We start from the raw sequence: 23,620 nt of genomic DNA, 5'->3' as shown, positions 1-23,620 counted from the left end.
AACTTATAAACAGAAAGAATAAAACATCCACACTCCAACAACAAGCGCCCCGAGCAAATAGCCCGAGGCGCTTTTTGGTAATGGTTAAAAAGGTGACCCCGGAATAAAAGCTACCAAGGCGAATGCTGCGAAAATGCTTGCATTTTCATGGCTGAGCCGAAGTGCTTTGTACCTGTACAAATCCGGGGTGACATTGTGAGATTTACTTCTTTTTAGCGGATTTCTTCTTTTTGTCGCTCATCTTAACGCGGCGGGAACCGGAACGCAGACGTTCCCACGGAGCAAAGGACATAGTCCCGAACGTAAAGCCGAAGAACCACACGTTAAAGGCCACCCAAAGAAGCGCAGCACAGCCAATCCTTCTCCAGTCCACCACAACGCTCATATCGACCACAAGAGCCGAAATCGCCAAAAGCGAGGCTATCGGGACCGGGGCAAGCATCCTTTTACCGGCCTTTACAAGAGCCCCCGCCTGCGGAGCGCCTTCACCAAGCTCTTTCCCGGCAATCAAGGCAAATGCAACAACGCCCGAAAAAGCAATTGTGCTAAGCACGGCCCACATGAGCCAAGCCTTCCCTACCATCATCGGGAACCAGGCCAAGAACCCGGTCAGCAACAGCCACGAAAGCGCAAACGGGAACAAAGCGCAAGCAACGCTCCACTTAGCAAAAAGGACAAGCAAAAGAGCGAGCCCAGCAAATGCGGCAAAGAAAACGATAAGCATATCTTCGTCACCGCCAAGTGCAAATAGCGCGCCCACAAAGGCAGCAAGCGCAAGCAGGCCACCAACGCCACCGCGAACCCCGCCAAAGACAAAATAAAGCACAATCATGGAAAGTCCGGCCACAAAAATGTACTGTGCAGAATTCCATGCCGAAACCACATTCGTAAATTTGGAAATCCACATGCCAAGGGCTTCAGAAGCACCAAGCGGGAGCGACCCCATTTGTTGCCAGCCCGTAGCCAAGAAAGCCACAGAAAAGCCCACCATCAAAAGCACAAAGATTAAACGAAAGCGGAGAGAAAGTTCCAAAAGTTTCTGAACTTTCCCCGGTTTTTCACGTAATTCCATTGATTACCTCGATATCAACAATTTTTGTTTTTTAGTCCAAGTTTGAGTTTTTGTTTTCGTCTTAGATTCCGTAGAATTGTACGGATCCGAAATTTTGGTCTTGCTACGTACCACATAGTGGTACAATCCATTGGCGAGCAAACGCCCGAAATTATCCGTACCGTTCCAGTGCGTTTCGCCAGACTTGGCGTTCTTAATCACCTTGACGAGTCGGCCATGTTGGTTGTAAATAAAGATATTTACGTCCGGATCCGAATCAGAGGAGAGATTCTTGAAGTAGAACGTGGTTCCCTTTTTGCCCATCGGGTTTGGAACGTTGAACACGTCTGCTAGGCCGGCCTGTAAATTTTCCGTGATTTCAATATGCACCGTCTTTACAGAAACATTTCCAAGAACGTCCATGGCATGCACCATGAATGTATAATAGCCCGGCGGATAAGATTCCGTTGTCAAAGACTTGCGGGCCACAGCACGCTTCGACGCTTGTTCCAAGAACGGTGTGGGATGATACGGATTTTCAAGTCCATACATTTCAAACGTAATGCCTTCATCGGCCTGTTCGCGATAGTCCAGAGCAGTTTCATCTTCAACTACGACCTGCAAGCATGCCGGCGTTTGGAGCTTGATGCGCTGATTATCGACAAATGAAGTTTTTTCACCCGAATTGCACAACTGGATTTGAATTGTCGGAGGCGTTTTATCATTCAAAGAATCCGCATAATTCGAAACACCCGTAATCTTGATATTCTTTTCGAAATGGCGGCCAATCGCAACTTCGTTCGGCGAATAAGCCCAAGCACGGAATTCGGCAAGAGTATCGCCAATATTCAATTTTTTCGGAGTCACAAATTCTGTTTCAAAACGGCCGCCCACAACAGGCACAATTTCCGAATAAATAAGCGGTCCATCGTACTTGACATCGGCATAATTCGAAGTCGTAATCATATCGAGGCGCTTGGTATAGCGGCCTTCTCTAAGAGTCAACGCAATATTGCCCGAAGACATTCCAGAGACCTTTCCAGATAATTTTACTTTATCCAAAGCCTTGATGGAATCAACAGGAGAATCCAAAACAATCTTCAAATCAGCCAAGGGCATACGGATTACAGGTTCGCCCATGTAAACGTAATGTTCAGAGTTGAACACATTGCTTGTATAAGTCGGAACCGCCTTATTGTGCAAGAATACGTTGTCTTTAGCCTGCATATAGGCCACACCAAGGTAATTGCCATTTTTCAACAAAGCACGGCTTACAAAATTTTTCGCAAAGATTTCGTTGGGGTTTGCATACGTTTCACGAGCAGCACCAATAGCGGCAATTGCACCGGCCTGAGGCAAAAGAACAAAAGCCTCAGTCATCGAGCGCGTGTTGCCTTCATCAAAACGGCCCACCGTGCAAGAGAAAGAGTTCAGCACGGTATATCTTTTCTTGTTCGTAATTCTTGAGAGGTACGAAAGCTTCATCAAACCTTCCGTAGCCCATGCGACCTTGGAGCCATGCCCATAGTAAGCCGTCAACAGCGCACCTTGGTTCAAAATGTTCAAGAAGTCATTGGCGGCTTCCTGCTTTTGACCGGCAGCATCGGCTTCGTAATCCAAAAGATAAACCTTCTTGATGTTCATCCTAAAGCCAAGGGATTCTGCAGTCGTATCGACCAAGTTTGCCAAATTTTCTTGATAAATGGTATGGTCCATCGGGTCCGGAGAAACACCATTGTAAGCATCGTCTGCAGCAAGCAACAAGGTCGATTTCCATTCGCCATGATCGAACCTTTGGATTTCATCATAATCCCTTGCCTTTTCGTTATAGTATTCGAAATCCTGTACAGAAGAAACAGGAACGCGACCCACAGCCAAATCAACATCGTAGGCTTTACCGCTACGAACAACTTCGCCCGAATCCAAAACGCCAAAGAAGTCTTCGGTCACTGCAGATTCTTTTTCGAACGGCGGCATATAGTTTTTCCCGTGCTTGGTTCCGCGGTAGTCATAATGGCCAGACCCCGCAAGCAAGACAAATCGTAAATCCGGGCACACGCTTCGAGCGTAGGCGATATAGTTTCTAATTGCAATCGGAGACAACGCACCACCGGTATAATGTCTGTAAATGTTTTCGACAGGAACAACTGCCGTCACAAGTTTAGATGCAGATGCATCACTCGAACGGAACTCAGCCAAGGCTTCGGCCGGCGCCAAGAATTCTTCAGGAGTAATAATGAGGTACTCGGTCTTCGAAGAAATATTGGCAAGTTTCTGAACCGAGTTCTTAGACGGGGTCGGAATTCCCTTGACGCTGAAAGCCTGGCGACGGTCACTATCACGGTAGAGCAAATAACGAACGTCCTCGTTATTTCCAATGCTATCGACGGCAATTCCATCCGAAATTTTCAAAAGGCCTACAGGTACAAAATCCTTAAATTTCAACAAGCGGAGGTCGGAATCCTTCCCAACCGGAATGCGAATAACGCCCTTTGAAAAGCCCGGCAAAATCCATTCCGAAGAATCAACAGTAACCTTTGACGGATCCCACTGGTAAGCCACGGAATACCCATCAAAACGGTCATCCTGATAAGAATTATCATAGATGGTCAATTCATACTTGTTATCCTTGGCCTTCAACGCATTTGTCGGAACACCGAAATTACCACCAGGCAATATATCACCATCGCTCCAATAGATTTCTTCGCCCCTGACCTTTGAATAACTAGAACCGTTCACACTCAACTTAAAGGAGATGAACTTCATGCGGTTCTTGTAAGTGCTATCCGAAAACATCGTGCTATTCGTCTGCGAACGGAGCGGGAAGAACGAGACTGCGACAAAGCCTTTACCACCAGAGACAAAGCCCGGCAAATCGCTAGTAGTCGACTTGAATTCCAAATCTTCAGCGGACAAGACGAGAGTATCGCCACGATCATGCCATTTCCAGAAATATTCTTTACCGGTCGCTTTATCCCAGTCCTGTCCACGGCCAAAATAGGCATCGCGCAAAAGCTCATCTCTTTCGGCGCGAACATAACGGAACCAATCAACATCCTTTGCCGAAGACTTCGGTGCAGTAAGCGTTTCTAGGCGAAGCCCCTTCCCTGTCTGCTTGTAACCGAAAACAAAATGCTGGTAATAGGAGTACGGCGAGTACGAATGGAAATAACTCATGTTCGATGTGGGGATCTCAGGAACCTCCGTGGGTTCTGCATCAACGCGTTTCCAAAAAGCATTGCCGTAACCCACAAAATAGAGCGAGTCGCCTTCGTCGAAGTTTCCATTTGAATTGCGGTCACTCACTTTAATAGGCAGTTCAAAAATTCGATTGGGAGAGCGGAGTGCTGCGCCAGGGCCAATATCGGGGAGCGTATCCGGGGCAGCACCAAAAAGGCAAACCTTTTCGACCGGAACCGCATCAAGTTCGTCTTGGCGGCCGACCTTCAAAAGAGCAGTGCGGATAGCACTATAGCTAACAGCGAAAAGACCATCTTCACTGAACGTAGCCATGTTCTCATCGCCCACAACCAGTTCGGCAAGTTGGACAATGTTATCAAAATCTGAAGTTGCTTCACGGCGCAAAGCACGATTCACAGAACCTGCGCCAAACTGTGCTGCCGCACGAGAGTTTTCGACCAGCATGAGCGCACGGGCACCCGGATTTCGACCACTTACCTTTGCAGAACCAAAATCGACATTCAGGCGGAAATCCTTGCGAAGTGCAACAGAACCACCCTCCTTGACATAGAGCGGAACGAACACATCGACCATCCACAAGTTATCCTTGAAGAACGGGCTAGAGACATCGACAGAGGGAATCTTTACCGGAGTAGACTTGCAAGGCGTTGCGCCAAGCGAAACAAGCTTAGTGTTTGTCACGGAAACCGAAGGTTTTGCACTCGACGGAAGCGCCACACGGTAATGACGGACAGGAACGTTAGTGGAATCCACATAAAAAGCGTTTTCGGGAACAAAACGCATGCCCGAGCCGTCTTCACAGGATTTCTTCGACGAATCCAAGACCTCATCGTCCAAGACAAAACGATTCTTGGAATCTTCCACGACAGAAGAAGCCAAGCTAGATACAGTTGCGCAAGCAACTAGAAGAATCTGAAATTTTTTGATGATAGAATTCACGAATTTTAAAATAGAAAACTATCACCATTTAAATGTAGTACTAAGGTCTTGTAATGACCATTTCGAGGAATCCATTCCCTGTTGTGCGCATTTCGACAATTTCACCGCCCGAAGCCTTGGCCTTAAAGACGGTAATATAGTCGGGACGAACACCTTTGGAAAGAATCATCTCGATTTCCTTGGCAGAAATCATGTATTTCTGGTTCCACTTGTCCATGTACCAATGCCAAGGTTGCCAGTTGAAAATACCACGAGTCGATTGGACAAATGCACGGAGCATCAACGAATATTCATACTTCAAAAAGCCCAGATAATCGTTGACTTCGGCATGTTTTTCGACAATTGTCTTTGTGGCAAAATCAGGATCGTAGCGGAGCGGTGTATTATCGGGGTTATCATAGCTGAATCGGATTAACTTGTCCGATGCCGAAATTTTCAAGTTCGAGCGGTCAAGATGTTCAAACTGAGTTTCAGAAATTTGTTTGTAATCCCTAAATACGACATCGGGCGTAAGGACCTTGTTGAGTTTCAACTGCACCGGCTTGGCATCAAGGGAACTCAGTTCGTAAAAAACAAGTATTTCACCTTGTCCCTTCGGCAAAAGCACCGAGAGCAATGGCTTTTCGCGTTCAGTGATAAGCCAAACCATCTTGGGCTTGTTCGGGGAATTCAAAACCGGGTCGAGAACCTTCATCAAAGAAGGGTCACGAACACCATTCACATCCCATTCCATCCACGTTCCAGTGCCACCAACGGAATCAAGGACATCAAAGAGTCGACCGCCAGCAAAACCATCCTTAGCTTCGACCGCGCCATAAATTTTATTCGTAACGGCGGACTTTGAAGCAGGAGCGGCCCACGAACTCACGGTCAAAAGCGTCGAGAACGCACAAACGGCCACGAGGCTACGTACAAATTTCATATTCATCACCCGTTAAAATCCAATCGGTTCAAAGAGCGATTCATCGAGACGAGAATACTGCAAGTGGTATTTCTTATCGAGCCAGTAAAGAGCAAGCTTTGCGCCAGTCCAGTTTTTCTTGGCGGCAGTCGCTTCAATACCCTTCGTGATGAGCGGCAACGTTTCGATAAGGTCGAGTTTCCACTTGGTATCATCCCAAGTAAACAGCATTATCGGCACCTTCGGGCTAGAGGCTAGGCCAACACTTCCGCGGTCGTTCTTGACTTCGAACGGGCCCATGTTCACGCGATCCACCAAATCCAAGAATCCGCTATTGTAAAGGAGCAAATAGAGCATGCGGTAATCGGTAACTTCCCAAAGATGTTCACGCTCAAAAAGGCGGTAAAGCACGATGGCATAAGCCTCATAGAACTGGCATGTATCCATGGCGGCGGCATCGTAGGTCTTGGCATGACTTTCGAGTTCATTAAGCCAATCTTCCGAAGGATCCGTCAAGAAATCGAGCAAGATATCGTGCGGGGCGCGGTTTTTAACCGAGGACTTGAACAGTTCATACATCTCTTCGAGCATGACGAGCTTTTGGGATTCCTGAGCTTTGACCTTTGCATCACGGACAGCTGCCGTTTCGGTTGATTCCTGAGGCGTGCCGCCAGAAGAACCGGCGCAACCCGCCATAAAAGCAAAAGCACTTACCAAAAGAGCAAGAACTATTTTATTTTTCAGCACATGCATCGCGATACCTACCTGAAAATGAACTTGGATGAACTTTTACGAGCCTGCTCCTTGAAAGGATTTCAAGGCAGTGGCCCCGGCGGTCAGCACAGAAACAAGACCAATACCGGCATTCATCTCACGTTACAACAATATAATTTAGAAATAAAGTCTTCCGAAAGCAGGAGCGCGAAAGAGAACAAAATTCACGCCCTACACCGCATGCAAATGGCGCTCGCATTAAATGTCCGCGAAGAACCTCCGGCAGTCGAAATGAAGTTTCCGGGCAGCAACGGGCATATCCAGCCAAGCAATCCGCAGTTTCCGCTGTTTGTCGCCCATGTCTTTGACATCATGGCGACAAAGAATGGCGATACAAAGGCCGCAGCCGCGGCGTTCGGGCTTAGCCCGAGTGCTCTCGTGAAAATTCTCAGGCAAGACAAAGCTTGCGCTGCCAAATTGCAAGGCAACCGCGTCGAAAACGGGAAGAGTAAATTGCATTTGTAAAGAAATGGCGGACAGGACAAGGAAAGAACATCCTGTTTAGGAAATTTTACACAATTTCTTTAGTACAAGCACCTGAAAAACGCGTGTTAAAGAAGTAGGACCACCCAAATATCAGGAGGTTATATGAGTCCTACATTCAAAAAACACGTCTGCCGTTATGCGGCTACAACTCTCACCGCTCTTGCCTTGTGGAACTGCTCCAGCGATTCATCGCAAGTAGACGAATCTATACAACTCGGTACACCCGCCAACATTGCGCTCAGCTTGGACTACTCCGAAACACCGTTACTCGACAGCCTTGTGCTCGACTGCTACGGTCCGGATACGCTTCATTTTGTCCATTCCGTCGAAAAGAAATCGTTCAGTCTCGACCTTTTCCCAAGCGACGAATGGGTGTTCAAAGCAAAGCTTTACGCAAACGGCACGTTGATGCAAGAAGGCGATGTCACCACAGCACTTGAAGCAGGAAGTGCCGTGAATCTGAAGATTCCCATGCATGCCATTGTCGGGTTCGTCTACGTCAAAATTCCAATCGGCTTTGGTAACCCTGCCGGCATCAAGAAAGGCGAAATGAAACTCACGAGCAAAGACGAATCGTACACCTTCCCCATGGCGTTCGATTCCGACAACGTCACGTTCACCAGTGACGGCCTTAAGCTCAACCGCGAGTACCACATCACCCTTACGATGCAAGACGAGAACGGAAAGAACATTTTTAGTTTGGAAGACGATTTTACACTCAACGAGAACACGCCCATTCCGAACTTTCAAATTGAATCGCTCCGCAGCAAAATCGCCCTAGCCATTGAACTTGCGAATGACGTGAATTTGCAGGTGACATTCAAGCTCCCTGCAACAAAACGTGCACCGGCAGCAAATGACTTGATCGTAAGCGAATTTTTCATAATCGCAAACGCGAACGATTCTTCTCAGTTCAACTTCGTAGAATTCTACAACGGCAGCACGGACACTCTCGTTTTGGACAAATGCTCATTCGGAAAATCAAGCCAAAGCGACGCTTCGGAAATCGGAGCAATCGCACTCCCGCCAAACGAAGTGATCGTCATCGGAGACCGCGAAAAAGCAGACGTTTCGGGCATGTACGTGTACAACGAGAAGATGCCCGAATTCGGCAAGACATACGGTTCACTAGTGCTGCAATGCGATGGAGCCGTACTCGACTCGCTCTATTATGGTAAGGCAGATTCGCTCCACGTTACGCCACTCCCCTTAGGTTCTTCTTCGGCAACTATCCGCAAGAGTACCCAACTAAACATCGAGCTTTGGAACAAACGCAATGAACCCGATTCTTGGTGCACGGGCGTACCGACACCGGGAAGCATCACAGCCTGCGGGAATTAAAAAAAAAGCGGCCGTCCTTTCGGGGCGGTCGTCTTTTAGAGATCCTTCGACTTCGTGCTACGCACTTCGCTCAGGATGACGAGTGCGAAGCGGCAGGCATGACAATGCTTATGCGTGAATCTGAGAGCTGGCGCGTTCGATGTCGAACAAGCGGCGCAAGTTTTCGGCCTTGGCAGGTTCGCGTTCTTCGGGGAGTGTAAGCGGAGCCATGGCAATTGCCACCAGGATAGAACCCGGATAGTTGTTCACACGCTTGATGAAGTCGCTTACAGAAACACCTTCGGTGTAGAAGTCTACGACGAACGTGTCCCAGTCATCTTCTTCGAGCTGCTGCAAAGCTTCTTCTTCGGTCTTGACGGTCTTGATATAAGCACCGACGAGCAAGTCCGAAAGGACTTCGAGGCATGCTTCACGGCGGACATCGTCTTCTTCCCAGATAAGGATGCGACGATCGCTATAGTCACGAACTTGCGGAACAAAGTTTTCTTCGGCGTTCAATGCATCAAGCATCGCACCGTTGGCTTCGTCCATTTCTTCATCATCGAAATTATCTAATTCTTTAGCCATGTTGTAAATATAGTAAAAAGTTGGGTATTACGTTTTAGGGGTTCTCGTCGAACCAGCGCTGGAGTATGATAGCGGCGGCGGTGCGGTCGATTATCGCCTTGTTCTTCTGCTTTTTCTTTTTGCTCATGTACGAGGTGAACTCCTGCGCCTGCACGCTGGAGTACGATTCATCCTGCGTATGGATTTTCATTCCCGGGAATCGCAACGCCAAATCCTTGATAAAGGCCTCCACCACCACGTTCTTGCCATCCTTGCGGCCATCCGGGTGATAAGGCATCCCGACGACAAATTCGTCAATCTTGTTGAGGCGCACGAGTTGGTCCAGACGTTCGAACAGGTTCGTCGTCTTCTGGTCAATCGTCTCGCGCGAAAACGCCATTTTGAGTTCGGAATCGCCAAAAGCGACCCCGACACGATGCTCTCCGTAATCCAAAGCCAAGTAATTCACGCCCCTAAATATAGAATACGAACGCTAAATATTGCATTTTTCCACTCATTTTTCTATCTTTGCGCCGAAAATTAAAGCCAAACGGTAAAATATGGATCAATCAAAAATCAGAAACGTTGCCATCATCGCCCACGTTGACCACGGTAAAACTACCCTGGTGAACCAGCTCCTCAAACAGTGCGGTACCTTCCATGAAGGTGAAGAAATCGTGGACCGCGTGATGGACTCCGACAACCTTGAACGCGAACGCGGCATTACCATCCTCTCCAAGAACACGAGCGTGATGTACAAGGGATACCGCGTGAACATCGTCGATACCCCGGGGCACGCCGACTTCGGTGGCCAGGTGGAACGCGTTTTGGGTACAGTCGATGGCGTTCTTCTGGTCGTTGACGCTTTCGAAGGCCCCATGGCCCAGACCCGCTTCGTGACGAAGAAGGCTTTGGAACTCGGACTTACCCCGATTATCGTCGTGAACAAAATCGACCGCGACGGCTGCAACCCGCTCCTCGCTCTCGACAAGGTCTTTGACTTGTTCTGCGAACTCGATGCTACCGAAGAACAGCTCGATTTCGACAGAGTTTTTGGCAGTGGCCGTAAGGGCATTTGCCGCGCCGAACTTGAAGACCCGGATGGCGACTTCAGCATCTTGATGGACAAGATTATCGAACGTATTCCGGCTCCGAAGGGCGATCCGAATGCAGAACCGCTCCTCCAGATTGCCTCCCTCGAATACTCCAGCTTCTTGGGTCGTTTGGCTGTGGGTCGCGTGCAGCAGGGCGTGTTCAAGCCGAACCAGACCTACGCTCAGGCATTCCCCGACGGAACCGTCAAGAACGTCCGTCCGCAAAAGCTCCTCCGCTACGAAGGCCTTACCCCGAAGCCGATTGAAGAAGCTGGTCCGGGCGAAATCATCCTCATCGCAGGTCTTGACTACTTCGATATCGGTGATACGCTTTCTTCTACGAACAATCCAGTTCACTTGCCGCGTATTCACATTGACCCGCCGACAATTTCTATGCTCTTCACCGTGAACACTTCGCCGCTCGCCGGCAAATACGGTGGAAAGTTCATGACGGGTAACCAGCTCCAGGAACGTTTGGAACGTGCCCACATGGCTGACCCCGCCCTCCTCGTCGAAAAGGCCGAAGGTGCATCTACGTTCAAGGTTTCTGGCCGTGGCATTTTGCACCTCACGATTCTCGTCGAAAACATGCGCCGTGAACTTTATGAATTCACCATCGGTTCTCCGCAGGTCATTTTCCAGAAAGACGAAAGCGGCAAGCTTTTGGAACCGGTCGAAGACTTCAAGGTCGAAGTTCCGAACGAATTCAGCGGCGCCTGCATCCAGGAAATCCAGCAGCGCAAGGGCGAAATGGTCAACATGACCACCGACGAAAACGACCGCGTTTCTCTCGAATTTATCGTTCCCTCCCGTGGCCTTATCGGCATCCGTCCGAAGCTCCTCTCGCTTTCCAAGGGTTACGCTGTGACGCAGTCCTTCTTCAAGGAATACCAGCCGTACAAGGGAGAAATTCCGTCTCGTATCAACGGTGTACTCATCGCCAAGGAACCGGGCGAAGCTGCAAGCTACGCTCTCTCTAACTTGGAAGATCGTGGCTACCTCATCATCGGTCCGGGTGCCGAAGTTTATCCGGGCATGATCGTGGGTGAACACAACCGCGACGTCGATATCACCGTGAACGTCACGAAGGGCAAGCACCTCACCAACATGCGTTCGAAGTCCGCAGACGACATGATCCAGCTCACGCCGTACCGCCGCATGACTTTGGAAGAATGCGTCACCTTCATCAATGAAGACGAATGCATCGAAGTCACTCCGGAAGTGCTCCGCATCCGCAAGACCGAGCTCGACCCGATCAAGCGTAAGCAGATGTCCAAGAAGCCAGCTGAAGACGACGATTAATTCGCGCTTCGCGCAGTTTGCAAAAATCCCGACCATCACGGCCGGGATTTTTTTTACAACTTAAAAGTCTTTAGCCAATCGCCCCTCGCCACTTTGCAATAGCTCGGTGAGGTAATCCTTCGCAATTTGGCAAGATTCCGGGAGCGTATGGCCAATCGCGAGATTCGCCAAAATAGCCGAAGACAAGTGGCAACCAGTGCCATGTTTACCCTTTCCCGGCAAACGCAGGCTAGAGAACTTGTACTGTTTGCCGTCCCTATCCCAAAGGATATCGACAGCATCCTTCCCCCGAGAGTGACCTCCCTTCAAAAGCAAGGCAAAATCCTTCCCGAGTTCAAACGTTCCACGAGAAGCCGCAAGCCCGAGCCCCAAAAAGCCAAATTCATCTTGATTCGGAGTTACCAAGTCAATCTGCTTCATCACGGGCATAAACTTGTCTTGTTCTGCGGCGCGCAAAAAATGAAACCCCGCAGAAGCACTTGCAATTGGATCCCAAATAATGTAGGCGTCCGGAGATTTTGCACGCACAAATTCCACAATACGCTTAAGGACTTTCGCTTTTTCGACAAGTCCGATTTTCACGAACTTGAACTTGCGCTTGGCAAACAAGGTTTCTAGTTGCGCTTCGATGCGTTCCCAAATCACCCAGCCAGGAGCCACAAATTCATCTTCATTCTGTTGCGTGAGCGCTGTACATACGGCTTCGCAATAAACTCCAAAGTGCGCCATAGCCTTGACATCGGCTAAAATACCAGCACCTGCAGAGCCATCGAAGCCAGCGATTGTCAATGCAAATTTCATTTTTTCAGACATTTTATACCACCGAATAAATTCCAATCATCACTACAGACACGCCGCAGATAAGCCCCACCGCCGGGAGAATCGGGCGGCGCATGGACTTTGCCCCAAGGAAATACACCATGCAGCCCTTGGTAAGCGTATTGGCAAGGCTCGCAAAAAGAAGTGCCAAGATCAAGTTGTGGTGTTCAAGAGTCGCCTTTCGGCACATGTCGATGAGCGAAAACGCCACCGCATCCATCTCAGCAGCACCGCCCAAGAAGCTACAAATCATCAACGCACCCGAGCCAAAATAAGCGTGAGCCGCATTGGCGATGAACATGACCACCGTAAAGACCAAGCCAAACTTGATTGCCGGTAGCAACTTGAACGGGTTATTAAAATCGGTTGTCTTCTGGCGATGATCCTTAGATTCACGGAGTTTCAGGTACGCCGCATACCCAAGTCCCGGCACCACAGGCACAAGGAGAGGCGCAAGTAACGGGAGCGCAAGAGAGGGCATCAGGAATATGCAAATGAGGTATAGTCTCGCATACATCACCGACCAGCTGAGCACAATGCCGAGCGTAAAATCGGCCGCATACTGTTCGTTGTCGCAGCTGCGCCCCGCCAGGTTCAGCGTAAGCGCGGTACTGCTCGCAAGTCCACCCAAGAGGCCCGTAAGCCAAATACCCTTGCCCGGCCCAACAACCTTAATGAGCACATAGCCCACAAAGCCAATGCCCGAAATGAACACCACAAAAAGCCAAATCGTATGCGGGTTCAGCACCTCTAGCCCTGCGGGGCCATAAGCATGGTTCGGCAAGAATGGCAAAATCAACAGAGAAATCACCGCAAACTTGACCGTTGCCATGATATCTTCTGTCGAAAGCTTCTTTGCGAATTCATGGAGCTGCCGCTTTACCGCCAATAGCCACAAGAGCGCAATCATGAGGATACAAGCTTCTAAAAGGCGATTGAACCAGCAAAGTGCCCCCAGGAAATAAATCATGATGAGAGCCGCACTCGTCGTAACGCCAGCGGGCCCGCCATTTTCACGATTCGAAAGGCCGTACGCCACATGACTTGCCACAAGCAAAAGTCCGACTACAATAAGTCCCGTCACAAAAGGAACTATAGAACCCATCAATTCGCCCAAATAACAAGACAAGGCGCCACAAAGGCTCACAATCGAAAACGAGCAAAGCCCAGCAGGGTGCCGTGAATTATTGCGGGAATACGAATTTTCACGCTGCAAACCGATAATGAAGCCGATTCCCAGCGCGGCCGCAAGCTTATAAAAGATATTGAATTCTATCATAATCCAAAATCTAATCAAAAAATTGGTTATGAGTTATTAGTTTTTAGAACTGTCATTCTCGACTGTGCACCGCGAAGGAGGGAATCCATACACATTACAGAATAGATTGCTTCGCTCCGCTCGCAATGACGATGGCTTGTCATGCCGGACTCCGTTCTCTTTGACCACTTAGAACTTTGACGCTTTGCGTCAGCATCTTCGGCTCAATCATGACAGTCTGCAAGCAGCCTGTTGCGACACTCGCCTTGAATGCAACTAGTTCTTACGTGGTCATGATCCACGTATGGGGACGGCATCGCCTTCTCGTATAAAAAAGTCGACCCCGTAACAAGTACGGGGTGACATGCTAGTAACTAGTAACTCACCTACGCGATTCGCTGTTGCTTGGAGGCGAGTTTCATGGCGTACATGTTGGCATCGGCCATGCGATAAACGTCCATTGCAGTCACTGCGTCACCACGGCGGCGTACAGAGTAACCGTAAGCAACATTCAGCGTAACCGCGATCGGCAACTTGGCATCTTTTTCCAGAAGGACCATCGTCTTTAAGGCGGTATTCAGGTCAGAAAGGTGTTCAGCTCGAACAATAGCCACAAATTCGTCACCGCCCATGCGGATTGTCGTTCCGATGCCATTAAACGCATTCTTGAACACATCGGCAAAGGCGCACAAGAGCTTATCGCCTGCAGAATGTCCAAACGTGTCATTCACATACTTAAGCCCATTGACATCGATACTAACAATAGCGTAATCGTTGTCGTCGCGATTCAGGACTTCAAAAATGTGTTCGCACTTAGCACGGTTATAAATGCCGGTCAAAGCATCCCTGTAAGCAATCTGGCGGAGGACTTCTTTTTCGGTCTTGTCCATCAGTTCTTCGTACATGTAGACGAGATAGCCCACCATCAAAAGGATAATAAACAACAGCGTTCCAAACGGCAAGCAGGTTGAATCCAAGAACGACTTTTCCATTCCAAACAGGTTCTGGATGTTGTAACGGAAAATATCCGCAATTCCAAACAAGACAAAGACAACCGTTCCCGAAGTGAGGATTTTTTCTTGCAAACCGGCACCACGATCATAAAAGACCTTGAAAAACACCATGAACAGGAACGATACGAGAATGTAAATGTGGTAAACAACCAAATACTTCGGGTAGTGCGCAATATTCGTGAAATGCAAAATAGTCGTCACGACAAAGAACACCGCGCCCAAAGTAACAATTCCCTTAAGCACATTCAGTTTCCAATTTGCAATCTTACCCGAGCGCATATTGATGATCAGAAGTCCAAACGGGATTGCCGAAAGATAAAGCGAGACGTACTCTAGCGTTGTATCCAGAGCGTAGTTCATGGAGAAAATTTGGATACCCTTTGCATAGTTCAGAGTCCAAAGCCCCATCAAGAACGCAAACACACCAATCAAAATAAGGCGGTAATAAGCCCTGTCAAACCCGACAGCGCAAGCCCCCGTCACAAAGGCTATCATCCCGAAAAACATGAGGAAAATGCCAATGACAATGGATTCGGAATTTTTCGCAAAATAGTCCGTCATGCTGCCCGAACGTAAAAGTTCAATGGAGGCTACAGATTTTGCGGCTGCACTTTCTGTAACTATAGTTACCACGCGAATTTTATGGCGTTCAAGGTGCGCAGGCATGTTCACATTATGGATACCGCTACCCACCAAATTGCCTTTTTCAAAGCGATCAAAGCCATATCGATAATAACAGACACTGTCTACATAAACAGCCACGGCCACATGGTAAGCATGGAATCGAAGTGTCGTCGCCAATGGGATTGAATCGCCACTCATGTCTCGTTCATAGATAATCGTATCGCCCGGTTGAATATTCGAGGGGACGCGAAAATCGGAGACATGTTCCAAAGCCGGGAGATGGACATCAGAAAATGAAATAGACCATCCATCGTTAAGCTTAATGACATTGTCGCACAGGCCATGACGGCACGCACCATCAAAGCTGACTACAAAGAATAAAACGACCAGAGCGGCAAAAGCCGCCACTAGCAGTTTTAAAAGTCTCTTTCCATTCCTCAACAACATCTCAGTTATATAATAAGTAATTCTAGGGGCTATGGAACCTTATTTTTTTCGTACCCAAATTTCAAAGGCCGTCGGAAAGTCGTTTTTTTCGTCTGCCGGGAACGATTCTTCGCTCTCTTTCTGGAACTTATCGTTCCATTCCGGGAAGTAAACATCACCTTCCACGTGCGACAGGACTCTAGTCAAATAGAGTTTTTCGACCAGAGGCATCGCCTCGCGATAAACAGCAGCACCGCCAATGATAAAACATTCCGTCTCGCCTGCAGCGCGGGCAGCCTCGATAGCTTCACCGAGCGAAGAACAGACAATGCAGCCCGGAGCCTGAAAGTCCTTGTTGCGGGTGAGCACGTAGTTCGTGCGGTTCGGGAGCGGACGTCCGATATCATCGTAATTCTTGCGACCAAGAATAATGGCATGCCCCGTGGTAATCGCCTTGAAGCGCTTGAGGTCGGCAGACAGGTGCCACGGCAAGTGTCCATCGCGCCCGATGACATTGTTTTCTGAAACAGCTACAATTGCGGAAATCAACATAAGGCCAACTACCTGTGATGATACGGGTGATTTTGCATGACCATCTGGACGCGGTAGAGTTGCTCTGCCGTAATCATCCGAGCGTGATCGTGGGTAAATGTCAATGGAGAAAGGCTCAAAAGCAAGTCCGCGGACTTTTTCAAGTTTTCATCGATACCGTACGCCGAGCCAATCAAGAACACGATATTTCCAGGGAAACGGGCCGAAAGCGTATCGGCAAGCTTTACAGTGTCAAAGAGTTTGCCTTCTTCGGTAAGAATCACGCGGCGGAACTCGTTGCGCGGGAACTTTTTCTCAAACAGCGCGGCCTCTTGAGCGAGCGCCTGGGCATGGTCGTCCAGCTTGGATTCCTTGAGCTCCACCACTTCAAGCGGCTTTGCAGAACCGCGCAAACGCTTTACGTACTTTTCAACCTCTTCCGCAATTAACGGAGAGCCAGCCTTGCCAAACACCGCCAACACCCATTTCATTTAACGCCCCACCGATAGTCGATCAATCAAAAACGAGGGCATCCCCTGCTTTTTCATGCGGTTTTGCGTTTCACGGATATCGTAATCCACGCGGATGAGTCGCACGCACTTGGTCTCGGTGTCGAGCATGCACCAGCAGGCACGCGGGTCGCGGTCGCGGGGTTGCCCCACACTACCGACGTTCACCAACAGGCGTTCGGTATTGGCAATCACGTATTCGTACTCGTCGAGAATTTTTGGAATTGCCAAAGGACGGCTAGCAATGATGACTGGGCTGTGCGTATGACCCACAAAACAGTAACGTTCCGAGAAATGGTCAAAGGCGTTCAACGCATCTTCGAGGTCGGTCACATAGACCCAATCTGCCGGAGATAGCGGAGACGCATGCACAAAGCAAATATCATTTTCTTCGTGAATGTACGGAAGCGAACGGATGTACGAAATGGATTCCTTGGACAGATGCTTTTGTGTCCATTCAATTGCCTGTTTTGCATAAGGGTTGAACCCCTCGCTCGATTCGTTCTTGACCGCCACGCTGTCGTGGTTTCCGATCAGGCAAAAATCCATGTTTTCACGAACTAAGTCGACACATTCATCCGTATCGACACCATAACCAACAATATCCCCAAGGCAAACCTTCCGTTCCACGCCATTATCGCGCATCGACTCCAAAACGGCCTTAAACGCGGTGGCATTGGAATGGATATCAGAACAAATACCGTAAAGCATACTTGCAATTTAGAAAAACAATTTAATATAAGTGGCGAAATTAGGCAAATTTACTACATTTGCGGTGTATGGTAGTCATTCAAGACAAGATGAAGGTGAGCATAGCCTACACCCTCAGAGAAGGCAAAAGGATTCTTGAAGAAGTCCCCGCCTCCCACCCGTTCGTGTACATCCACGGATACAATAACATCATTCCTGGACTCGAAGACGCACTGGCGGGACGCCGTCTGGGTGAAAAGTTCACCGTGAACATTCCTGCAAATTTGGGTTATGGTGAATACCGCCAGGACCTCATTCTTACAGTTCCCAAGGAAGAACTCAGCGAAGTCGGAGAACTCTGGATTGGCATGGAGCTCGAAATGTTCCAAGACAATGATATCCGTGAGTTCCAATTGCCGGATACCGCCGAAGAATTCGTGAACGACCTAAACTTGGACGATGACGACGAACAATGCGATGGCATTTACACCATCAAGGAAATTCTCGAAGACACTGTAATTGTAGATGGGAACCACCCGTTTGCAGGCAAGAATTTGACATTCAACGTCGAAATTGTAGACATCGTAGAAGCAAGCTTTACCGAACAGGAATCCGGATTCCCGGACGAAGATGATTACGACGGCTACGATAACTACGACAGTTACGACAATCGCATGGGCGACGACAATTTTGATTCAAACGAAAGGAGATGGCGCTAATGGCATCGATGGACGAACTCAAGAAGGCTGCAGGCGTTCGCGCCGCAGACATGATCAAGGACGGAATGATTGTCGGTCTCGGCACTGGCAGTACGGCAGCTCACATGGTGAACCGCCTTGCCGAACGCATCAAGACTGAAGGCATCCATGTGACGGGCGTTTCGACCAGCTGGAGCACGACACTCCAATGCCGTAGCCTCGGCATCCCACTCAAGGAAATGGGCGAAGTCAGCCATCTCGACATGGTTATCGACGGTGCCGACGAAATCGACCCGAACCGTAACCTCATCAAGGGCCGCGGTGCAGCTCACCTCCTCGAAAAGATTGTCGCCTCCATGACGGACAACTACGTGATTATCGCAGATAGCGGCAAGGCCGTGCAGCAGCTCGGCACCAAGTTTGCCGTACCTCTCGAAATCATCCCGGGCGCCATCGCCGTCGTAACCGAACGCGTGAAAAAGCTCGGTGGCGAAGTCAAGGTTCGCATGGGCGCTCCAGGCAAGGACGGTCCGGTGATTAGCGATTCTGGCAACCTCATCGCCGATGCGAAGTTCGCTCCCATTGCAGACCCGGACAAGCTCGCCCGCGACCTCGAACACATCGTGGGTATCGTTGGACACGGCTTGTTCATCGGTATGGCAACGAAGGTCATCCTCGCTGACGAAGCTAAGGGACTCATCGAGTTCTAAAAATCGCGTCAATGCAATAAGACTGCGCCGCCGGTTGAAAAAGCATCAACTGTAACAAGAACCGCGCCGCAATTTGGTGTCGCACAAAACAAAGCCCCATCAAACGATGGGGTTTGTTTTTTGTTATTTTGTCTTTATAAAAAATCCCCAATCCGAATGGACTGGGGATTTTTTTGCAAATAGCAATTCTCGTGAGAATTAAGCTTCTTCGGAGAGTTCCGGAGCCTTCTTGATCACGTTGCGGCGGCCATAGCGGACCTTGGACGGATCAAAAACGGTTTCAGCAGCAGCTTCAGCCGGAGCTTCAGCAACCGGTGCGACCGGGGCGGCTTCGACAGCCGGAGCAGCCGGAGTTTCAACCGGAATACGCGGAGCGAGCGGACGACGAGCTTCGGCGACCGGGGCTTCAGCAGCCGGTGCAACCGGAGCGACCGGAGCAGCAGCCTGTTCAGCAGAAGCAGCAGGAGCTTCAGCGTTAGCTTCACGATGCGGGCGTTCCGGACGGCGTTCGCGGCGCGGGCCACGTTCCGGACGCTGATGTTGTTCGTTGCGATCGCGTGTTGCAGGAGCCTGAGCAGCCTGCTGGTTGCGATTATCCTTATTATTGTTGTTAGCCGGACGTTCCTTGTTCTGACGATTTTCCTTGTTATTGCGTTCACCGCGCTGAGCCATTTCCTGTGCGCTGATCGGGCGACGAGCGGACGGCTTCAAGTTCATGTCCGGGGTGAGCTTCTTGAAAATCGGGGTACGAAGCATGGTAAGGAGTTTGTTCACCTTAGTCAGGATAACAATGCACAAAATCACTGCAACAAGTGAAAGTGCGAGAGCGATGTATTCCATTCGGGCACCTCATAAAGTAAGGGTTGAACCACACGAGCAGGCTGGAAAATAACCTGCAGGCGGGGTGACTGGAATGTGTGGGTTAATTAAAGACCATCTTACTAGCGCCTCCTTGGAGACTTGACGGTCGCGGGGCTTCACGTGGGAAGCAAATAAGGTTTTCGCCGTGGCGACAAACCGGGGCCAGTCACGAGCGCAAATTTAACAAATTTTTCTTGCAGAAAATCGGTTTATTGTAAGAAAATGAGAGAAAATTGTATGTTTTTTTGAGCACATGCGCCCAAAGGTTCTCTTATTTCATGTCCAAGGACTTGAGGGAATGTTCCATCGCCTGGTTATGGGCGTTCAATGAATCCAAAGTAGCCTTGAGAACTTGGACTTGACGTGCCAGACGGGAGTTTTCTTCCGTAAGTGTTGCAATTTTAAACTCAGCCTCCTGGTTGGAGCAGCCCGAGAAACCAAACATTGAAATGCAAACTAAAGACGACAAAATAAGGGATTTCTTGAACATATCGCAAAATTAGAATTATTTTTGGCAATGAATAATTGAGGTTTTATGCATCACGGACAGAAATGGTTGAAATTCAAAAAAGACGGTTATTGCGGTTCCGTTTCTATCCGAACATCTTCGGGAATCGAATTCAATAGCGATCCTGAATACAACGACAAGCATATCCACGATGCAGTTCTTGAAATGGACCCGGAATACACTTATGTGAAGGTCATCCACGAGGGATTCAAAGGATCTTCAGAGTCCGTTGCATCCATTGCGCTTGACGACAATTTTCAAGCAAATCAAGATGCTCTCGACAACGCCATTTTAGAAGGGCTCGCCCACCAGCGCATTTTCCGCGAAGCCAATACCGGCGCCATTGTGCAATTCGGCTACAAGCTAGAAGACATTTAATTAACATTTCCTAATGAAAACAGCGTGACAAAAAAACAATTGTAACGCATATAATTTCGTCGAGAGAATAAAAGCGTCGGTCACAACCTTTAAAGGCGAGTGCCGCGACCATACTTGTATGGTCATGGTCGAGCCGTAAGGTTGGCGCTTGCGCCAGGATGGGTTTTAGATTTTTCCGAGCTGGGGCCCCGCCCGCATGACGTACTTTTCTAAAGTTATTCTTCAGACTTTTTTAAAGTCATTCAATAAATTCTATTTTTGCAGGTATGAGCAATCCTGAACTTCTTTTGCCTGTCGGTACGCGCGACATGCTGGAATCCGCCATCAACAACGGAGCGGACGCGGTTTACTATGGAGTGCCGCATTGGAACGCACGCGGTCGAACCGAAGATTTTTCATTTGAAGATGTCGAAGAAATGATCCGCTACGCAAGGCTTCGTGGCGTCAAGACGTACCTCGCGATGAACATTCTCATCTTCGAGCGTGAAATTCAGGAATTGCCGGAATTTTTGGAACGATTGATTGCGTTAAAGCCGGACGCGTTCATAATCCAGGACATCGGGCTAGCACGGCTCATCAAGGCAATTAGCCCGGAACAGGAAATCCATGCAAGTACGCAAATGACACTCGCGAGTTCCGAAGCCGTAAACTTGGTCAAGGACATCGGATTTTCAAGAGCCGTTTTGGCTCGCGAACTTTCAGCAAAGCAGATTGCACAAATCAAGAGCCTTACCGACCTGGAACTGGAAGTTTTCATCCACGGGGCGCTTTGCGTCTCGTACTCGGGCCAGTGCCTCACCAGCGAAAACTTTGGCGGGCGCAGCGCAAACCGTGGACAGTGCGCCCAAAGCTGTCGCCTCCCCTACCGCATTTTTGTGGACGGCAAAGAATGGAAAGACCCGAAGGCGCGTTACTTGTTCAGCACACGAGACCTTTGTGCGCTCCCGAAACTTGAAGAACTCAAGGAAATCGGCGTGGAATCACTCAAGGTCGAAGGGCGTTTGAAAAGCCCGGAATATGTGGCCGCCGTCTCGCACGCCTACCGCAAGGCATTAGAAACATTAAGTGAAAATAATACGTCATTGCACTCCGTGCATGACTCTGCGGCTCAGCCATGCCAGTCTGCAAGCAGCCTGTCGCGGCATTCGCCTTGTACGTCATTGCGAGAAGCCGAAGGCGACGAAGCAATCCATCAAAACGATGCGACTGATTTAGGCCTTACCGCGCAGGACTTGGAACCGCTCGAAGTATTGTTCTCCCGCGGCCTCAACACAGGTTGGCTCGATGGCGTGAACCATCAGGAACTCGTCGACGGATCGTTTTCGAACCATCATGGTGAATTTATCGGAACCGTCGTTCAAGTAGACCGCAACGGCGTGATTGTAGAACTTGAAGACAAGCCTGTTCCTTGCACTTTATTGCCGGGCGACGGGATTTTATTTGAGGAATATAGGGCAGAGCCCGAGCCGCGCCAAACGGGAAGCCGACTATACAAGGCAACATTCGCCAACCGCGCCGGGAAGTTGCAAGTCCGTCTGGAATTCGGTCGCGAATTCAACTTGCGCAAAGTCACCTACGGCATGAAAGCCTACCGCAACGACTCCCCCGCCCTCGAAAAAGAACTCCACAAGACTTTTACCGACAAGAGTTTCGCCAAGCACATCCCTATTTGCATGACGCTCGAAGGTAAAATCGGTGACCCGCTCAAGCTCACGATTTGCGAAAGCTCGAATGCCGCCGCAGACGAAACGCGCGCGGTCACCGTTGAAGGCGCCATCCTCGAAGCCTCACGCAATGAAGTCTCTCCCGATGCAATCCAAGCCATTGCCAAGAAAGAACTTTCCGGACTTTCAGCAACCGCTTACGTTCTCGACAAGATCGAAATTAAATTGCCAGCAAACGCATTCCTTCCCGGCAAAGTTTTGCGCACGCTCCGTCAAGAAGCTGTACAAGCATTTGACGAAAAACGCTTGCAGTGGAAAGAACTTGCACCTTCAGCAAACGCGGGTCGAGAATTTTTGCAGAATGTTTCGGTGAAGGAGATTCCCGCTTCCGCGGGAATGACAAATTCGACAGCGAGCACTTCCAAGAATCGTCGCACAATTACCGTCCTCGTCCGCCGTCCCGAACAAATCGACGCATTGCAAGGCCTCGACATCGATAAAGTCGTCATGGACTTTGACTGGGGCGTGAAATACGACGAACCGCTCGAGCGCATCCACAAGCTCGGTTTTGAAGCAGGCATCGCCACGCTCCGCATCCATAAGCCCAGCGAGAACCATTACATCAAACAAATTCTCACGCTCATGCCGGAATTTGCATTGGTGCGTAACCTCGGTTCGCTCGCGCTCCTCAAGGATTCCGGAATTCCGATGCTCGGCGACTACAGCTTGAACGCCACCAACAGCGCAAGCTACGATTGGCTCTTGGCTCAAGGCCTTGAAAAATTACACCCGTCGTGGGACCTCAACAGCACTCAGCTTTTTGACTTGCTCAAGAACATTGACGGAAGCAAACTCGAACTCGCCCTGCACCAGTACATGCCCGCATTCCACTCGGAATACTGCGCCTTCGCACGCGCCCTCACGACCGGCCGTCGCTTCCCCGAATGCAAAAAGATTTGCACACAGCACAAAGTCGAAATCTTGGACCACAAGGGCGAACGCCATTTCTTGCAATCCGATGCCGAATGCCGCAACACGCTCTTTGTCGGCAAGCCGCAATCCGCCCTCAAGCTATTGCCAAGGCTCATCGCCCAAAACGTAAGCAGCTACCGCCTAGAACTCTTGGATGAAGAGCCCGAATCTGTCCGCCGCAAAATTGACATTTATACGCAAGCCATCCGCGGCAAGCTCGACATCGACACAGCCATTTCAAAAGCAGGCGTCGAAGAAAAGTACGGACTCTCCGAAGGCCAATTGTTCAACCAAAGCGTCTGGCAAGACCGCAAGAAAGGGTAA

20 protein-coding genes and 2 pseudogenes are annotated in these 23,620 nt (G+C 49.5%); 7 read left to right on the top strand and 15 right to left on the bottom strand.

The window, feature by feature from the left end:
• Positions 1-202: 202 nt before the first annotated feature.
• The 4 genes from BUQ91_RS04315 to BUQ91_RS04300 are packed head-to-tail and all read right to left on the bottom strand — an operon-like array spanning position 203 to position 6,845.
• Positions 203-1,072 (bottom strand): hypothetical protein, encoded by an 870-nt coding sequence (locus tag BUQ91_RS04315; RefSeq protein WP_074208278.1) that lies wholly within the window; start codon positions 1,070-1,072, stop codon positions 203-205.
• A 3-nt stretch (positions 1,073-1,075) separates the two neighbouring features.
• On the bottom strand, positions 1,076-5,191 hold the full coding sequence (locus BUQ91_RS04310; protein WP_074208277.1) for a C25 family cysteine peptidase: 4,116 nt from the start codon (positions 5,189-5,191) through the stop codon (positions 1,076-1,078).
• Positions 5,192-5,231: 40 nt separating this feature from the next.
• Complete coding sequence (locus tag BUQ91_RS04305; RefSeq protein WP_139255897.1) at positions 5,232-6,113, bottom strand: hypothetical protein; 882 nt, start codon at positions 6,111-6,113, stop codon at positions 5,232-5,234.
• A 12-nt stretch (positions 6,114-6,125) separates the two neighbouring features.
• The gene (locus tag BUQ91_RS04300) at positions 6,126-6,845 is read right to left on the bottom strand and encodes a hypothetical protein (RefSeq protein ID WP_072828078.1); all 720 of its coding nucleotides are present in this window, start codon (positions 6,843-6,845) and stop codon (positions 6,126-6,128) included.
• On the opposite strand from BUQ91_RS04300, the gene BUQ91_RS04295 reads away from it, so the two are divergent.
• Positions 6,840-7,331 carry a peptide chain release factor family protein gene (locus tag BUQ91_RS04295; RefSeq protein ID WP_072828079.1) on the top strand — a complete coding sequence of 164 codons (492 nt, stop codon included), beginning with the start codon at positions 6,840-6,842 and terminating at the stop codon, positions 7,329-7,331. The two genes, BUQ91_RS04300 and BUQ91_RS04295, sit on opposite strands and share 6 nt — an antisense overlap.
• A gap of 123 nt (positions 7,332-7,454) precedes the next feature.
• On the top strand, positions 7,455-8,693 hold the full coding sequence (locus BUQ91_RS04290) for a hypothetical protein (protein ID WP_074208276.1): 1,239 nt from the start codon (positions 7,455-7,457) through the stop codon (positions 8,691-8,693).
• Positions 8,694-8,801: 108 nt separating this feature from the next.
• Here the strand turns inward: BUQ91_RS04290 and BUQ91_RS04285 are convergent, their stop codons facing one another.
• Entirely contained in the window at positions 8,802-9,260 is a 459-nt protein-coding gene (locus tag BUQ91_RS04285; RefSeq protein ID WP_072828081.1) for a hypothetical protein, read from the bottom strand.
• 34 nt (positions 9,261-9,294) lie between these two features.
• Entirely contained in the window at positions 9,295-9,708 is a 414-nt protein-coding gene (ruvX, locus tag BUQ91_RS04280; RefSeq protein ID WP_074208275.1) for a Holliday junction resolvase RuvX, read from the bottom strand.
• 91 nt (positions 9,709-9,799) lie between these two features.
• Between ruvX and typA the strand changes: the two genes are divergently transcribed.
• Positions 9,800-11,635: a translational GTPase TypA gene (gene typA / locus BUQ91_RS04275; RefSeq protein ID WP_012819861.1), complete on the top strand. Its 1,836-nt coding sequence runs from the start codon at positions 9,800-9,802 to the stop codon at positions 11,633-11,635.
• Positions 11,636-11,695: 60 nt separating this feature from the next.
• Here the strand turns inward: typA and BUQ91_RS04270 are convergent, their stop codons facing one another.
• The 7 genes and pseudogenes from BUQ91_RS04270 to BUQ91_RS04245 all read right to left on the bottom strand — a co-directional run bounded on the left by BUQ91_RS04270 (position 11,696) and on the right by BUQ91_RS04245 (position 17,526).
• Positions 11,696-12,448, bottom strand: a complete 753-nt coding sequence (locus BUQ91_RS04270; protein WP_072828084.1) for a hydroxymethylpyrimidine/phosphomethylpyrimidine kinase — start codon at positions 12,446-12,448, stop codon at positions 11,696-11,698.
• A 1-nt stretch (position 12,449) separates the two neighbouring features.
• Positions 12,450-13,157: pseudogene (locus BUQ91_RS16020) on the bottom strand (MgtC/SapB family protein); the annotation flags it as partial.
• Between the two features lie 171 nt (positions 13,158-13,328).
• Positions 13,329-13,733 (bottom strand): annotated as a pseudogene (locus BUQ91_RS16015) (MgtC/SapB family protein); the annotation flags it as partial.
• Positions 13,734-14,098: 365 nt separating this feature from the next.
• On the bottom strand, positions 14,099-15,796 hold the full coding sequence (locus tag BUQ91_RS04260) for a GGDEF domain-containing protein (protein ID WP_072828086.1): 1,698 nt from the start codon (positions 15,794-15,796) through the stop codon (positions 14,099-14,101).
• A gap of 39 nt (positions 15,797-15,835) precedes the next feature.
• Entirely contained in the window at positions 15,836-16,327 is a 492-nt protein-coding gene (locus BUQ91_RS04255; RefSeq protein ID WP_072828087.1) for a dihydrofolate reductase, read from the bottom strand.
• 8 nt (positions 16,328-16,335) lie between these two features.
• The gene (locus tag BUQ91_RS04250; protein WP_074208274.1) at positions 16,336-16,797 is read right to left on the bottom strand and encodes a 23S rRNA (pseudouridine(1915)-N(3))-methyltransferase RlmH; all 462 of its coding nucleotides are present in this window, start codon (positions 16,795-16,797) and stop codon (positions 16,336-16,338) included.
• Complete coding sequence (locus BUQ91_RS04245; RefSeq protein WP_072828089.1) at positions 16,798-17,526, bottom strand: metallophosphoesterase family protein; 729 nt, start codon at positions 17,524-17,526, stop codon at positions 16,798-16,800.
• 68 nt (positions 17,527-17,594) lie between these two features.
• Between BUQ91_RS04245 and BUQ91_RS04240 the strand changes: the two genes are divergently transcribed.
• Both BUQ91_RS04240 and rpiA read left to right on the top strand, forming a co-directional pair.
• A complete protein-coding gene (locus tag BUQ91_RS04240) occupies positions 17,595-18,224 on the top strand; it encodes an FKBP-type peptidyl-prolyl cis-trans isomerase (protein ID WP_074208273.1) in 630 nt (209 codons plus the stop codon).
• A complete protein-coding gene (gene rpiA / locus BUQ91_RS04235) occupies positions 18,224-18,913 on the top strand; it encodes a ribose-5-phosphate isomerase RpiA (protein ID WP_254794375.1) in 690 nt (229 codons plus the stop codon). Before BUQ91_RS04240 ends, rpiA begins: the two co-directional genes overlap by 1 nt.
• Before the next feature lie 198 nt (positions 18,914-19,111).
• Here the strand turns inward: rpiA and BUQ91_RS04230 are convergent, their stop codons facing one another.
• Positions 19,112-19,753 (bottom strand): hypothetical protein, encoded by a 642-nt coding sequence (locus BUQ91_RS04230; protein WP_072828092.1) that lies wholly within the window; start codon positions 19,751-19,753, stop codon positions 19,112-19,114.
• Positions 19,754-20,045: 292 nt separating this feature from the next.
• Complete coding sequence (locus BUQ91_RS04225) at positions 20,046-20,264, bottom strand: hypothetical protein (protein ID WP_072828093.1); 219 nt, start codon at positions 20,262-20,264, stop codon at positions 20,046-20,048.
• Between the two features lie 45 nt (positions 20,265-20,309).
• On the opposite strand from BUQ91_RS04225, the gene BUQ91_RS04220 reads away from it, so the two are divergent.
• Positions 20,310-20,660: a hypothetical protein gene (locus BUQ91_RS04220; protein ID WP_074208272.1), complete on the top strand. Its 351-nt coding sequence runs from the start codon at positions 20,310-20,312 to the stop codon at positions 20,658-20,660.
• A 266-nt stretch (positions 20,661-20,926) separates the two neighbouring features.
• The gene (locus BUQ91_RS15855; RefSeq protein ID WP_083601137.1) at positions 20,927-23,620 is read left to right on the top strand and encodes a U32 family peptidase; all 2,694 of its coding nucleotides are present in this window, start codon (positions 20,927-20,929) and stop codon (positions 23,618-23,620) included.

It is taken from the genome of Fibrobacter sp. UWB11, from assembly GCF_900143015.1.
In the GTDB taxonomy this organism is placed as follows: domain Bacteria; phylum Fibrobacterota; class Fibrobacteria; order Fibrobacterales; family Fibrobacteraceae; genus Fibrobacter.
Note: the sequence above shows the minus strand (reverse complement) of the source record. Positions and strands in the feature narration are given on the sequence as shown.

Excerpts from the sequence above, each read along its gene's own strand:
- BUQ91_RS04240 (WP_074208273.1), top strand. The coding sequence starts at position 17,595 with ATGGTAGTCATTCAAGACAAGATGAAGGTGAGCATAGCCTACACCCTC.
- BUQ91_RS04270 (WP_072828084.1), bottom strand. The coding sequence starts at position 12,448 with ATGTCTGAAAAAATGAAATTTGCATTGACAATCGCTGGCTTCGATGGC.
- BUQ91_RS04250 (WP_074208274.1), bottom strand. The coding sequence starts at position 16,797 with ATGAAATGGGTGTTGGCGGTGTTTGGCAAGGCTGGCTCTCCGTTAATT.
- BUQ91_RS04290 (WP_074208276.1), top strand. The coding sequence starts at position 7,455 with ATGAGTCCTACATTCAAAAAACACGTCTGCCGTTATGCGGCTACAACT.
- BUQ91_RS04225 (WP_072828093.1), bottom strand. The coding sequence starts at position 20,264 with ATGTTCAAGAAATCCCTTATTTTGTCGTCTTTAGTTTGCATTTCAATG.
- BUQ91_RS04300 (WP_072828078.1), bottom strand. The coding sequence starts at position 6,845 with ATGCATGTGCTGAAAAATAAAATAGTTCTTGCTCTTTTGGTAAGTGCT.
- BUQ91_RS04255 (WP_072828087.1), bottom strand. The coding sequence starts at position 16,327 with ATGTTGATTTCCGCAATTGTAGCTGTTTCAGAAAACAATGTCATCGGG.
- BUQ91_RS04315 (WP_074208278.1), bottom strand. The coding sequence starts at position 1,072 with ATGGAATTACGTGAAAAACCGGGGAAAGTTCAGAAACTTTTGGAACTT.
- BUQ91_RS04285 (WP_072828081.1), bottom strand. The coding sequence starts at position 9,260 with ATGGCTAAAGAATTAGATAATTTCGATGATGAAGAAATGGACGAAGCC.
- BUQ91_RS04230 (WP_072828092.1), bottom strand. The coding sequence starts at position 19,753 with ATGGAATACATCGCTCTCGCACTTTCACTTGTTGCAGTGATTTTGTGC.
- BUQ91_RS04245 (WP_072828089.1), bottom strand. The coding sequence starts at position 17,526 with ATGCTTTACGGTATTTGTTCTGATATCCATTCCAATGCCACCGCGTTT.
- BUQ91_RS04260 (WP_072828086.1), bottom strand. The coding sequence starts at position 15,796 with ATGTTGTTGAGGAATGGAAAGAGACTTTTAAAACTGCTAGTGGCGGCT.
- BUQ91_RS04295 (WP_072828079.1), top strand. The coding sequence starts at position 6,840 with ATGCATCGCGATACCTACCTGAAAATGAACTTGGATGAACTTTTACGA.
- BUQ91_RS15855 (WP_083601137.1), top strand. The coding sequence starts at position 20,927 with ATGAGCAATCCTGAACTTCTTTTGCCTGTCGGTACGCGCGACATGCTG.
- rpiA (WP_254794375.1), top strand. The coding sequence starts at position 18,224 with ATGGCATCGATGGACGAACTCAAGAAGGCTGCAGGCGTTCGCGCCGCA.
- typA (WP_012819861.1), top strand. The coding sequence starts at position 9,800 with ATGGATCAATCAAAAATCAGAAACGTTGCCATCATCGCCCACGTTGAC.
- BUQ91_RS04220 (WP_074208272.1), top strand. The coding sequence starts at position 20,310 with ATGCATCACGGACAGAAATGGTTGAAATTCAAAAAAGACGGTTATTGC.
- BUQ91_RS04305 (WP_139255897.1), bottom strand. The coding sequence starts at position 6,113 with ATGAAATTTGTACGTAGCCTCGTGGCCGTTTGTGCGTTCTCGACGCTT.